Annotated in this window: 9 protein-coding genes; 3 read left to right on the forward strand and 6 right to left on the reverse strand. The window is 69.6% G+C overall.

Annotation, left to right across the window (positions count from 1 at the left end):
- Positions 1-287: 287 nt before the first annotated feature.
- From FKR81_RS38720 to FKR81_RS38730, 3 genes are read right to left on the reverse strand one after another with little or no spacing between them, the layout of a single operon-like run.
- On the reverse strand, positions 288-1838 hold the full coding sequence (locus FKR81_RS38720) for a BTAD domain-containing putative transcriptional regulator (RefSeq protein WP_146359663.1): 1551 nt from the start codon (positions 1836-1838) through the stop codon (positions 288-290).
- A complete protein-coding gene (locus FKR81_RS38725; RefSeq protein ID WP_186763428.1) occupies positions 1835-3745 on the reverse strand; it encodes an endo-beta-N-acetylglucosaminidase in 1911 nt (636 codons plus the stop codon). The genes FKR81_RS38720 and FKR81_RS38725 overlap by 4 nt, the downstream gene beginning before the upstream one ends.
- A 26-nt stretch (positions 3746-3771) precedes the next feature.
- Positions 3772-4938, reverse strand: coding sequence for a CaiB/BaiF CoA transferase family protein (locus FKR81_RS38730; RefSeq protein ID WP_146359669.1), 1167 nt, complete (start codon positions 4936-4938; stop codon positions 3772-3774).
- A gap of 94 nt (positions 4939-5032) precedes the next feature.
- Here FKR81_RS38730 and FKR81_RS38735 point away from each other — a divergent pair, with 94 nt between their 5' ends.
- The 3 genes from FKR81_RS38735 to FKR81_RS38745 all read left to right on the forward strand — a co-directional run bounded on the left by FKR81_RS38735 (position 5033) and on the right by FKR81_RS38745 (position 8911).
- Positions 5033-5884: an alpha/beta hydrolase family protein gene (locus FKR81_RS38735; protein WP_235922161.1), complete on the forward strand. Its 852-nt coding sequence runs from the start codon at positions 5033-5035 to the stop codon at positions 5882-5884.
- 76 nt (positions 5885-5960) lie between these two features.
- The gene (locus tag FKR81_RS38740; RefSeq protein WP_146359672.1) at positions 5961-8399 is read left to right on the forward strand and encodes an AAA family ATPase; all 2439 of its coding nucleotides are present in this window, start codon (positions 5961-5963) and stop codon (positions 8397-8399) included.
- Between the two features lie 35 nt (positions 8400-8434).
- Positions 8435-8911 carry a hypothetical protein gene (locus FKR81_RS38745; RefSeq protein ID WP_146359675.1) on the forward strand — a complete coding sequence of 159 codons (477 nt, stop codon included), beginning with the start codon at positions 8435-8437 and terminating at the stop codon, positions 8909-8911.
- Between the two features lie 44 nt (positions 8912-8955).
- On the opposite strand, the gene FKR81_RS38750 is transcribed toward FKR81_RS38745, so the two are convergent.
- From FKR81_RS38750 to FKR81_RS38760, 3 genes are all read right to left on the reverse strand, one after another.
- Positions 8956-11472, reverse strand: a complete 2517-nt coding sequence (locus tag FKR81_RS38750; protein WP_146359678.1) for an ABC transporter permease — start codon at positions 11470-11472, stop codon at positions 8956-8958.
- On the reverse strand, positions 11472-12185 hold the full coding sequence (locus FKR81_RS38755; protein WP_328593191.1) for an ABC transporter ATP-binding protein: 714 nt from the start codon (positions 12183-12185) through the stop codon (positions 11472-11474). Before FKR81_RS38755 ends, FKR81_RS38750 begins: the two co-directional genes overlap by 1 nt.
- A gap of 165 nt (positions 12186-12350) precedes the next feature.
- The gene (locus FKR81_RS38760) at positions 12351-13454 is read right to left on the reverse strand and encodes a S1 family peptidase (protein ID WP_146359681.1); all 1104 of its coding nucleotides are present in this window, start codon (positions 13452-13454) and stop codon (positions 12351-12353) included.
- Between the last annotated feature and the right edge of the window lie 91 nt (positions 13455-13545).

Consider the following 13545-nt stretch of genomic DNA (forward strand, 5'->3'; position numbering starts at 1 on the left):
GCCGGACGACAGATCTTGGGAAAGACACCAGGTCAGTCAAGCCACGAGTCAGACCCACCCAGCAAGGACCACCACACACATCCTCACTGTCAAGGCCCAATCGCTGCGCCGAAGGCGCGACCCAACCCACGACAGCGAAACACCGAAGCACAGCAAGCATCAGAACCCAGCCCACACGAAACCGGCAGCCAAGCAAAGACCCGAGCCCCGACGAGAACCGGCAGCCAAGCGAACCCCAACGGGCGGCGAGGCCCAGCCCCAGTGGGCAGCACCCCGCAACCAGGCGCCTATCGAGGCATCGCGGACCCCGCCGCCTCACGCGGCGGTGCCAAGCCCAGGTGGATCTCGTCGAGCGGCGCCGAGTCGGCCCTGCGGAGTTGTGCGAGGCTGGCCGACGCGACTTTCTCGCGGTACCGGTTCCCGCCGAGCCGAGCCAGCCGGATGCTCCGCCGCAGGCAAGCCTCGCCGCGCGCGCGGTCGCCGAGCCCGGCGTGGGCGACTCCGAGCAGGTGCAGAGCGAAGCTCGCCAGCACCGAAGACCCGACCGACCGGTGGATGTCCAAGCTCTCGGTGCACAGGCGGACGGCGTCGTCGAACCGGCCCCGGCGCACGGCGATCAGCGCGAGGTTGTCCAAGGCGACGCTGCGGTCGGCCAGCGAGACGCAGAGGCCCATGTGCGCATCGGCCAGTTCGGTGGCGGACGCGTGCATGCCTCGGTCGGCGCGGATCATGCTGAGGTTGTTCAAGGCGCGGGCGGTGCCTGAGGTGTCGCCCAGCATGCGGAACAGGGTCAGGCTGTGGCTCACCTGTGCGTCGGCCTGCACCAGACGGCCGCGCAGGTAGTCGACGCCGCCCAGTTCCAGCAGGCCCTGGGCGGAGGCGTGGTCGTCGTCTCGGGCTGCTGCTGCGGCGGCTAGTTTGCGCAGGTCGTCCCAGTAGCCGCGGCGGTGCATGAAGGCGCGCAGTGAGGTTGCCAAGGAGGCGGCGACGGTCGGGTCGTCGGAGGCCACGCCTGCGTCGACTATGGCGTGGCGGCGGTGTTCCAGCCAGGTCATCGCCTCGTGGTAGCTGCCGAAACGCCGGCCGGGGTCTCGGCCTGGGCGCAGTACGCGGTCGGCGTCTTGTACCGGGGCCACGTAGTGGCGGGCCAAGTCTGGTGCGGCCAGTGTGCGGCGGTATGCGCGGTGCAGTTCGGGGCCTGGCGAGACGCCCAGGTCGGTGGCCAGGGTGCACTTGGCGTCTTCGAAGACAGCCAAGGCCTCGGCCCATTGGCCGCGCTGGTGCAGGGCGGTCATCAGCAACGCGCGCAAGCGTTCTCGATACGGGTGAGCGGCCACCAGGCGGGTCAGTTCGGACGTCCAGTCCTCGTCGCGGGACAGGCCGGCGCTCACGCGCTGTTCCAGCGCGGTCAGGTGCAGGTCGGTCAGGCGGCGGCGCTGGGCTGCCGCGAACGGGCCCGGCACGCCCTCGAGCGGGGTGCCCCGCCACAGTGCCAGCGCGCCGGTGAAGTCACACCGCGCCAACCGGTCCTCGAACACGGAGACGTCGACCGATGAGGACGGCAGGCGCAGTGAGTAGCCCGCCGGAGTGGAGACGAGCACGGTGCCCGCGGTGCGGCGTGCGCGGCCGGGTTCGAGGAGGCGGCGCAGGCGGGCCACGTAGGTGGCGACCAGGTTCGCGGCCGTTGGCGGGACGGCCTCGCCCCACACGCCGTCGATGATCTCGTCTCTGGGGACGGGCTGGTTCAGGCGCAGTGCGAGCATCGCCAGCACCGCCTGTTGCTTGACGGGGCCCAGGTCCACGTCGGCGGTGACCGGGCCCAGCAAGCGCACCCTCACGTCACGGTGACCGTGGCCGGGCCTGCCGGTACGAACGCCTCGCTGATCGCGACTACTTCCAAGGTCACGCTCTCACCGGCGGTCTTGGCAACCGCGGGCACGAAGTACGCGTCGTTGGGAGTGCCGCCGAGGAACGTGCGGGAGTTGTCCGCGTTGCGGCGGTACACGCGGTACTGGCGCGGGCGGATCACGGCGTGGGTCCAGGTCAGGCGGACGGACGCGGTCGAGGCGTTGGTCTGGCTCACCTGCTCGACCCGCACGGCCGACGCGGGGGCCAGCGGCCGGGGTGCGGTCTCGTGCACGCCGATGCGGCCCACGTAGGTGTTGACGACGCCGCCGGGCAGGACGCGCAGGGAGATCTCGGTCAGCTCGCGGCCGAAGAACTCCGACAGCGAGAACAGCTTGCGCTGCCAGCCGCCGGTCGACGTGCCCACGTCGAGGATCTGTTGCTGCGTGCCGTACTTCACGACCACCTGCAGGCGCGACGGGCCCACCAGGCCGGTGCGGAACACGAGCTCCAGCTGGCTGTAGTGGCCGAGGCGCAACGATGTCGCGTACAGCCGGATGTCGTTGGCGGCACTGGGGGTTCCGGTGATGCGCAACGAGGTGCCGCCGTCGTAGGGCGTGTCGAAGTCGAGTGACGGGGTGACCTTCGTGCCGGTCGACGTGACGGTCCAGCGCCACGTCGGCAGCACGTCCTGCAGGCTCAGGTTGTTCCACGCCGACGGTGACAGCACCTGGCCGTCCACCGCGAACTTCCTGCCGTGGCCGGTGTTGAAGTTCGTGACGAACGGCAGCGTGGTGACCGGGGTCAGCTCGGTGACGTAGTGCGCGATGCCCTTCCACGACGCCGTCGAGTCCGTGTTGGCCGGGTCGCCGTTGGGGCCGATCCAGAACCTGCTGTCGCGCGTGTAGAAATCGGCCACTCCGGACGACGACTTGAAGGTCCATTCCGGACGGTAGAAGCCGAGTGACGTCGTGTGCGGCTTGTTCTCCGGGAACACCGAACCCCAGCCGACGCTCGTGTTGTAGCCGTTGGCCTCCACGTCGACGCCGGCGGCCAGGTCGTACGGGCTGCGGCCCATCGAGCGGGCCAATGCCGCGGAGTTCGTGAGGCCGCCCGAGCTCCACCAGAAGTTCAGGAACATCTCGTGGCTCTGCTCGAAGAACATCTGGTTCTGCGCGGTCAACGCGTTCTGCCAGCTGACGCTCCCGGAGCGAGTCATCGCGTCGTACCAGATGACCCGCAAGCCGCTCGCCCGGAGATAGGTCAGGAAGTCGCGCATCTGCGCGGCGAGCGCGGTGTCGCCACCCGAGGTCTCCTGGTTCACGAACCAGCCGTCGAAGCCGTGGTGCTTCGCGACCTCGATCATCTTGTCGGCCACGGGGAAGCGGTTGCCGGAGCGCTGCACGAACTCGCGGACCCACTCGATCCGGCCGCCGTACGCGACGGGCGGGAGGAAGACGTTGCCGATCACGCGCACGCCGTTGCGGTGCGCCGCGTCGGTGACGGTCGGGTTCGGCGCGAGGATCAGGCCCTCGGACGCCGAGCCGCCCCAGAACACCAGCTCGTCGATGTACTGCCAGTAGTTCGTGGCGTAGTAGTTCACGTCCAGCGCGCCCTGCGCGGGGTTGCCGCTTGTCGGCGCGTACGCGACGAGCGCCTGCACGCGGGCCTCACCCGCGTGGGCGTGCGCGTTGGCCGGGCGCAGCGGCACCGCGCGGCGAGCCAGCGGCACCGACGCACGGTTGTAGCGCGCGTCGCGATCGGTGCTGGGATCCCAGCTGAGCAGGGTCTGGGGATGCCAGTAGGAGGCGTACGGCTGGGCCGTGGCGCTCGCCTCCGGGAGCAGTGACGCCAGGGCGGTCGTCGCGCCCAGTACCAGGAACTCTCGCCTCGTGGTCACGGAGCAGAGCCTGATGTCTAGACCAATCAGTCGGGTACCGCTACTGCGGTGACCCCGTCGGTCGACAGTTGACCGATCTGCTGCTCTGTGTAACCGAGCTCGGCCAGCACCTCCGCGTTGTGCTCGCCGACGGTCGGGGCGTGCCTCCGAACGGACGCAGGGGTTTCGGAGAACTGGACGGGCGGTGGCACGACCCGGATCGTGCCCTCGGTCGGATGCTCCGCGGTGTCCAGTTGAGATGCCGCCTCCTCCAGCGACACGACCCGGCCGAACGGAATGCTGCGCGAGGAGCACAGCGCCTCCCACTCGTCGGTGGTGCGCTCGACGGTCAGCTTCTCGACGGCGTCGTAGAACTCCTCGAAGTGCTCGTACAGCACGTCGCTGGAGAGGAACCGCGGATCAGCGGCCAGGTCGGGGCGGCCGGCGACGTCGAAGAAGTCCGCGACGTTGAGCGGGCCGTACATGGCGATGCACGCCAGGCCGTCCTTCGTGCGCACCGCGCGGTGGTTGGGCGCCAGCGAGCGCGGGAAGCCGATCGGGCCGTGCTCCGGCGAGAACGTCGCGCCGCCCAGGTGCTCGACCAGGTTGAACGACAGCATCGTGTCCGTCATCGGCACCTCGACGTGCTGGCCGCGCCCGCTGCGAGACCGGTGCATCAACGCCGCCAGCACGGAGTACGCGATGGTCAGCGAGCTGACCTTGTCCGCGAGCACGGTCGGCACGTAGTCGGGGGAGCCGGTGGCGCGGCGCATCAGGTCGACCGTGCCGGACGCGCCCTGCACGATCTCGTCGTACGCGGCGCGGTCGCGCAACGCGCCGCTGAACCCCTGCGCCGAGCAGTACACGAGCCGCGGCGCGTCGAGCTGGGAGTACGACAGGCCCAGTCGCGTCAACGCCTGCGGCCGCATGTTCGTGACCAGCACGTCCGCGCCGGCGATGAGCTTGAGCATCACCTCGAGGCCGCGCGGGTCCTTCAGGTCGAGCGCGACCGAGCGCTTGTTCCGGTTCAGCCCGAGCGTCAGCGAGCTCATGCCGGCGTTCCGGTACGGGGGAGGGACGCGCAGCGTGTCGCCGGTCGGCGGCTCGACCTTGATGACGTCGGCGCCGAGGTCGCCGAGTATCTGGGTCGCGTACGGCCCCATCACCACGGTCGAGAAGTCGATCACACGGATGTCGTCCAACGGTCCCGTCATGTTCAAGAAACTTAGCTTCCCGATGGTATCGAAACGCGCTAGTTTCGCCTTGCCGCCGAACTTGGTTCCCCTGCAACCAATAGAGGTGTACATCGTGGTGCACAAGAAGGCGCTTGTACTCGCCCTTGCCCTGGCGTTGGCCCCGCTCCCGGCCAACGCGGCAGCCAACCCCTACGAACGCGGTCCGGCTCCCACGACCGCTGTGCTCGAAGCCGCACGCGGCCCGTTCGCGACCACGTCGGCCGCCATCGCCAGGACCAGCTCCTTCGGCGGCGGCACCGTCTACTACCCGACCGACACCAGCCAGGGCACCTTCGGCGCCGTGGCGATCTCCCCCGGCTTCTCGGCGACGCAGAGCAGTGTCGCCTGGTACGGCCCCCGGCTCGCCTCGCACGGGTTCGTGGTCGTCACCATCAACACCCTGTCCGGCTGGGACGACCCGGACAGCCGCGCCAGGCAGCTGCTCGCGGCGCTCGACTACCTCACCAACACCCACGCGGTCCGCACCCGGATCGACAAGACCCGCCTCGGCGTGATGGGGCACTCGATGGGCGGCGGTGGCGCGTTGCGCGCCTCGGTCAGCAGGCCGTCGCTGCAGGCGGCGATCCCCCTCGCACCGTGGCACAACACCAAGAACTGGTCGAGCGACGGCGTCCCGACGCTGATCGTCGGCGCGGAGAACGACACGGTCGCGCCGGTCAACCAGCACGCCGAACCGTTCTACACCTCGATCACCGGCGCGCCGGACAAGGCGTACCTGGAGCTCAACAACGCAGGCCACTCGGCGCCGAGCAGCGAGGGCCCGAACGTCACCGTCGGCAAGTTCAGCGTCGCGTGGCTGAAGCGGTTCATCGACAACGACACCCGCTACGAGCAGTTCCTCTGCCCGGCGCCACGCCCCGACACCCGCATCAACGAGTACCGCGACACCTGCCCGCACTCCTGACGGCCATGACCGGGAACGCACGCGTGTCGTGCGTTCCCGGCCCATGAATGGGACGTTCGGGCGCAGACTGTGAGGCGTGCGCGAGCGGTTTGTGGGCAGAACGCGGGAGCTCGAGACGTTGCGGGCGGCCCGCAACCGGGTCGTGCTCGTCGTCGGCGAGGCGGGGATCGGCAAGTCGACGCTGGTCGGGCAGGTGCCCGGCATCGTCGGCAGGGCCGTCGCGGACGAGGGAGCGCCGGACTTCTGGCCGTGGCTGCGCGTGCTCGACGGCGCGGGACTGAGCCGCGAGCTGCTCGACGTCGACCCGCTGCCCGGCGAGTCACGGGCCTCCGCCCGGTTCCGCGCGATCGCCCGGTGCGCGGACGAGCTGCGCCGCACCGAGACCACCATCGTCCTCGAGGACCTGCACTGGGCCGACGAGGCGTCGACCAGGCTGCTGCGGCACCTGTCCGCCGAGGACAGTCCGACGATCATCGCCACCAGCCGCGAGGTCATCGACCTCCCGAACGCCGACGTCATCCGGCTCGGCCCGCTCAGCCTCACCGATGTCGCCGAGTACGCCGGACCCGCGAAGGCCGAGGAACTCCTGCGCCGCAGCGGTGGCAACCCCCTGTACCTGCGGCTGCTGTCCACAACGGACGCCGGTGACGCCGAGCTGGCGCACCTCGTGCAGGCGCGGCTCGCCCCGCTCAGCACGCCGTGCCGGAACCTCCTCGAACGCGCATCCGTCGTCGGTGAAGACGTCGACCTCGGCCTCGTCGACGCCGAAGGGCTCGACGAGGCGATCGCCGCCGGCCTGCTCGCCGACGATCCCGACGCACCGCACAGCGTCCGCTGGTCGCACGCGCTGCTGCGCGAAGCCGTCTACGACGCGCTGCCCAGGCGGCAGCGGATCGACACCCACCGGGACCTCGCGGCGAAGACCAGCGGCACCGACCGCGCCCGGCACCTGCTGCGCGGCGGCGGCCGGCAGGAAGCTCTCCGCGCGTGCCAGGACGTCGGCTGGTTCGAACGCGCACTGCCGCTCGCCGAGACCGACGCCGACCGCGCCGAGCTGCACCTCGCCATCGCCGACCAGGCGTACCAGGAAGGCCTGGCGAAGAAGGCGCTCGACCACTGCGCCCAAGCCGCCGACCTCGGCGACACGGACGCCATCGCGCGCGCCGCGGTCGTCGTGCGCGGCGTGCAGGGTGACGCGGTCGGACCGATCGCGAACCTGTGCGCCCGCGCCCGCGAGCGGCTGGGGGACGAGGACAGCGCGCGGCACGCCAAGGTGCTGGCGCAGCACGCGACCGTGCTCGCGGAGCAACGCGGCCGCGCGCACATCACGCCGCTGAGCGCGCGAGCGCTGGCCATGGCCGAACGGTCGGGCGACACCGAGGCGCTCATGCTCGCCATGCAGGCCAGGCAGCTGCTCGCGGACGTCCCGGAACAGCTCGCGCTGGGCACCCGCATGGTCGCCACCGGCAGGCCGGAGGCCGCGCTGTGGGGCCACACCTGGCGCATCGACGCGGCGTACCGGCTGGGCGCGATCGACCAGGTCGACGTCGAGATCACCGAGGTGGCCGGGCTCGCAGACCGCATGCGCTGGCCGCTGGCCCGCTGGCACGTGCTGCGCGCCAAGGCGTCGCGCGCGGAGCTCATCGGTCGCTTCGCGGAGTCGGAACGGCTGATGGCCGAGTGCTTCGAGATCGCCAAGACGCTCGAGGACGTCTCGACGGTCGGCCTCTACTACTCGTTCATGCAGCAGCTCACCCGGTTCACCGGCAGGCTCGACGAGTACCCGATCCCGGACTGGATCCTGACGCTCGCCGTGGACCACCCGATCTTCCTCTCGGCGACGGCGCAGATCCGCGCCTCGACCGGCGACCGCGACGGCGCGCTGATCCTGTACGAGCGGCTGCTCCCGATGATCCCCGGCATGCCGGACGAGCTGCGCTGGCCGTCGACCGGGGTGTTCACCGCGCAGACCGCGGTGCTGCTGGGGGACCTGGAGAACGCGGCGGTCCTCTACGACATGCTGCTGCCGCTCGGCGCGTACTACGCGAACCAGGCGCCGGGCTGCGACGGTGCGATCAACCGCACGCTCGGCGTGGTCGCGGCCGCGCTCGGCAGGCACGACGTCGCGGAGCGGCACCTCACGGACGCGATCGCGATGGAGAAGCGCATCGGTGCCCTGCCCTACCTCGCGCTCGCCCAGTTCGAGCTGGCCAAGATCAGCCAACGGCCCGATGAGCTGTTGGAGTCGGCACTGCACCTCGCCCGCCGCCTCGGCATGAAGCCGCTCGTGGCCCAGATCGAGGCGCGGACGGCGATCCCGCTCACCGCGCGCGAGAAGGAGATCGCGCTGTTCGTCGCCGACGGCCTCGCGAACAGGACCATCGCCGAACGCCTCGTGCTCTCCGAGCGCACGGTCGAGACGCACGTGCGGAACCTGCTGCTCAAGCTGGGGCTGGAGAACCGCACCCAGGTCGCGGGCTGGGTAGTACGTAGTGGACTTACGTGGTCGCACTGACGTCCAGGTGCCGCGAAAACCAGAGCATTCTCGGCATGTACGCAACCATCGCAGACATCGCGCAGATTCCGGACGGTGCCCACCGCCTCGAGCAGGTGGGTACGGGAACCAAGGCGGTACTCGCCTTCTGGGAAACCGAGCAGGACGCCAAGGAGGCGAGCGACCAGGTCTACGAGGTCGAGGACTCCTGGACCGGGCCGTCGGTCGACGACGCCCCCGTCACGTGCGTGCTGCTGCACTTCGACGGACCGGTGAGCCAGGCTCGCTGGGACGCCGGGAAGTACGCGCACGAGCACCGCATCAAGCCGCTGCTCCGCGGCTTCGACGGGTACGTGCGGGGATACACCCTGGTGGACGCCGTGAAGCGGTCGCTCGTCGTCGTCGGCCTCGGCACCTCGTTCGAGAAGACCGAGGAGATCGGCAAGGCCGTCAACTCCATGGAGCTGCTGCCGGAGGAGGACCCGGCCACGCTCCAGGGCTGCGACCGCATGGAGCTCTACCGCGTCAACTGAGCGGGTCGTCGGGGGCACCCCGGTGAGGGCGCCCCCGACGGCTTTCACTCGTACGCGATCGCGTCCAGGACGTTCAGTCGCGCGGCGCGGATCGCGGGCAGGATCGCCGCGATCACCCCGACCACGGCCGCGACGACCAGGTACTGGCCCATCTGCAGCCACGGGAACGCGAACTCCGTGATGCCCTGGTCCTTCAGGGCGGCCACGGTCGCGACACCCAGCGCCGACCCGACCGCGAGGCCGAGCACCGCGCCGAACACCGAGATCACGATCGACTCGACGGTGATCATCCGCATCACCTGCGCGCGCTTCATGCCGATCGCCCGCAGCAGGCCCAGCTCACGCGTCCGCTCGATCACCGACAGCGCGAGCGTGTTGATCACGCCCAGCACCGCGATGAGGATCGCCAGCGCCAGCAGGATCTGGATCATCAGCAGGACCGTGTCGAACTGCGAGGTCTGCTGCTTGGTGAACGCGCTGCGGTCCTGCACCGAGATCTCCGGGTTGTCCGCGAAGAGCGGCTCGATGCGCTTCTGCACGTCCACGACCGACTGACCCGGCACGACCTGGACGAACGCGTTGCCCAGCTGCGGGATCCGCAGGTTCTTGATCGCGTCCGACGGCAGCACCACGCCCTGCATCACCGGCGTCTTCGCCCAGATGAACGCGACCGTGTAGGTCTTGGGCTCGCCGCGGCTGAGCTGGACCTTCATCGTGCTGCTGACCGACAGGTTCTTCTCGGTCGCCCGCTCCTCGGACACGCCGACCTGGTCCTCGCGCAGCGGCGCGATCGTGCCCGACTTGGTCTGCAGGCCGAACTGCTCGCGCATCGCGTCGACGTCCGTGACCGCCGCGACCCAGTACTGCTCGTCGTTGATGAGCGCGCCGTCGTTGGCCCAGCCGACCACGGACTTCACGCCGGACGTCGACTTCATCCTGTCCAGCACGTCCGTGGTGAACGTCGCGGACCCGCCGTCGTTCGCCTGCTCGCCCGCGATGATCAGGTCGGACTTGATCTGGGTGTCCGACAGCTTCGTGATCGACGCGGTCGCGGACGTGAGCACCACGCTCACCCCGGTGATCAGCGCGATGCCGACCATCAGCGCGGCCGCCGTGATGGCCGTGCGACGCGGGTTGCGCGCCGAGTTGCGCCTGCCGAGCACGCCCGGCATCGACCACGACAACAGGCGCCCGATCAGCGACACCATCGGCTTGCTGACCAACGGGGTCAGCAGAGCGACACCGACGAACGCGGCCATCACGCCACCGAAGATCAGCGCCAGCGACTGGTTCGTGAAGCCGAACGCCATCGCCGCGCCGCCCGCCGCGAGGATCACCGCACCGGCCACGGTCGGCCGAGTCAGCGGACGGTCCGGCGTGGCCGCCTCGCGCATCGCCGCGACCGGCGCGATCCGCGACGCCCGCAGCGCGGGCATGACCGCCGCCACCATCGTGACGACGAGGCCGACGGAGAACGACGAGATGACCGCGGACAGCGGCAGCTGCACGCTCGCGAGCTGCAGGCTGCCGCCGCCGAACGTGGCGAAGAAGTTCGCCAGCAGCGCGCCCACGCCGTACCCGGCCCCGAGCCCGACGACGGACGCGATGAGGCCGATGACGAACGCCTCCAGCACGACCGAGCCCATGACCTGGCCGCGACTCGCACCCATCGACCGCAGCAGCGCCAGCTCCCGCGTCCGCTGCGCGACGATGATGGAGAACGTGTTGAGGATGATGAAGATGCCGACGAACAGCGCGATCCCGGCGAACGCCAGCAGGATGTAGTTGAAGAACTTCAGGCCTTCGGCGATCTGGTCCGCCTGGTCCTTCGCCAGCTGCGCGCCCGTCTTCGCCTCGTAGTCGGAGCCCAGCTTCGCCGACACCCGGTCGCGCAGCTGGTCCTGCGCGACGCCGCCCGCGGCGGTGACGTTGATGTCGGTGTAGACGCCCTTCTCGCCGAGCATCAGCTGCTGCGCCACCGGCTCGGTGAAGCTGGTGATCAGCTCGCCACCCAACGAGTCCCGGCCTCCCGGGAAGCCGTAGATGCCGACGACTTTGAACTTCTGCTTGGGCTGCAAGGTGATGAGCTCGATGTCGTCACCGACTTTGAACCCACCGGTGGACGCGAGGAAGGCGCCGATCGCGACCTCGTTGTCCGCCTTGGGTCCGGTGCCGTCGCGCATCTCGAGCTGCGAGTCACCGTCCACCCAGGACGCACCGAGACGCGGCGCACCCGCGGTGGTCATCACCTTGCCGTTCTTGCCGATCGGCCGCGCCGACCCGTTGACCTGGCCCTGCGCCTTGGCCACGCCGTCCACGCCGCGCACCTCGTCCACGACGGACGCGGGCACCGTGCCGGCCGCGTTCGCCTTGGCCTTGGCGGTCACCGACACGTCCGTGCCGGAGTAGATGTTCGAGAACAGGTTCGAGAACGACCTGTCGAGCGTGTCGGTGAGGACGAAAGAGCCGGCCACGAACATCACGCCGAGCACCACCGCGAGCGCGGACAGCACGAGGCGGATCTTCCGCGACAGCAGGCTCTTCAGCGTCGCGCGCAGCATCAGGACACTCCGACCGCGGTGTCGAGGTGCTTCATCGTCTCGAGAACGGCGTCCGCGGTCGGGTCGAGGATCTCGTTCACGATCTTGCCGTCGGCCAGGAATATGACGCGGTCCGCGTAGGACGCGGCGTTCGGGTCGTGCGTGACCATGACGATCGTCTGGCCGAACTCCCGCGCGGACTTCTGCAGGAACCCCAGCACCTCGGCGCCGGACTTCGAGTCCAGGTTGCCGGTCGGCTCGTCGGCGAACACGACCTCGGGCCGCGACACGAGCGCGCGAGCGCACGCCACGCGTTGCTGCTGGCCACCGGACAGCTGCGTCGGGCGGTGCGTCAACCGGTCGCGCAGGCCGACCGTGTCGATGACGGTGTCGAACCACGCCCGGTCCACCTTGCGGCCGCCGATGGCGAGCGGCAGCGTGATGTTCTCCTCGGCCGTCAGCGTCGGCAGGAGGTTGAACTGCTGGAACACGAACCCGACCTGGTCGCGGCGGAGCTCGGTGAGGCCCTTGTCGTTCAGGCCGGTCACCTTGGTGTCGCCGATCCACACCTCGCCGTCGGTGACGTCGTCGAGGCCGGCCAGGCAGTGCATCAGGGTCGACTTGCCCGACCCGGACGGTCCCATGATCGCGGTGAAGTGCTCCCGCTCGAACTCGACGCTCACCCCCGCGAGCGCGGTGACGGCGGCGTCACCGGAACCGTACGACTTCCACACGTCGACGGCTCTGGCCGCGACTCCCCGTGTTGTATCGGGAATGGATGTTCCCACCTGCTTGCCCCTCTCGCTTCGTTTCCCGCCACATCTAACGCGGGAAACGAAGCGAGTGCGTCGGGAACCTCCCGGATGCCTACCCTGAGTTCCCGATCCGGCATGAAGAGGTCAGGCGGTCACCAGGGACAGTCCCCACTGCCCGAGGATCGGGTTGACCGGCTGGAACCACGTGGCGCCACCGGACGTGCAGTTCCCGTAACCGCCGGACGTGACGCCCTGAGCCTGGTTCGCGGACAGCCACGAGCCGCCGGAGTCGCCACCCTCGGCGCAGACGTTGGTCCCGGTGAGCCCGAACACCTGGCCCTGCGGGTAGTTCACCGTCTGGTTCTTGCCCTGCACGACGCCGCAGCGCATGCCGGTGGTGGAGCCGGACCGGCAGATGCTCGCGCCGACCGGCATCTCGTTGGATCCGTAGACGTAGTAGTAAAGGCCGTCGTAGCCGTACATCAGCGGGTGCAGGTTCACGCCACCGACGGTCGCGACGAAGCCCATGTCCCGTCCGGGGAAGATGGACTGGTTGACGTAGCCGAGCAACTCGTTGTTGTGACTGGTCGTCCGGGCGCCCGGACCGCCGCAGTGGCCGGCGGTGACGAACCCGTTGCGCACGGCGAAACCGATCGAGCAGCGAGCGGCGTTGTTGATGTAGTACGGCCAGGCGCCGACCACGTCCGCGAACGTCCGCGGCTGCTCGGTGGTCTCCACGACGCGGACGGCCGGGTCGAGCGCCTTCGCCTGGGCGACGAAAGCGTTGGTGTCCTTGGCGTTCTCGAGCACGGTCACCACGACGTCGTTGGATCGCACGTCGACGTACCAGCCGGTGACGCCCTTCGGTGCGGTGCCGAGCCGGTCGATGCCGGCCTTGACCGCGTCGAGCGCCTTCAGGCTCCGCGACGCCGTGCGGACGTCAGCGCCCGGTAAGTCCAGTTTCTTGCCGGTGGTGCGGACGACGAGTCTGCCCACCGCGGGGTCGAACCACGCGCCTGCGAAGCTCTCGCCGAGCGCTTTGCGGGCCGCGGTCTCGGTGTTCGCCGCACTGGCCTCTTGCGCCAGCCGGAGGTTCATCTCAGCCTGGGTGACGCCCAGGTCGCGTTGCAGGGCTCGGGACATGTCCGGGGACACGATGGTCGTCTCGAGGTCGGCTGCCTGGGCCGGGACGGTGAAGGACAACGTTGTCAGCGCAGCAAGCAGGGCAGGGATCAACTTGCGTTTCATGAGCCAACTCCTGTGGTCATGGCGGCAACAAAACGCTAACTCTCTGAGGTGTCGGTGAAACCGCTGATCGGTGTAGGCGTCTCAAGGTGAG

The organism is Lentzea tibetensis (assembly GCF_007845675.1).
Classification (GTDB): domain Bacteria; phylum Actinomycetota; class Actinomycetes; order Mycobacteriales; family Pseudonocardiaceae; genus Lentzea; species Lentzea tibetensis.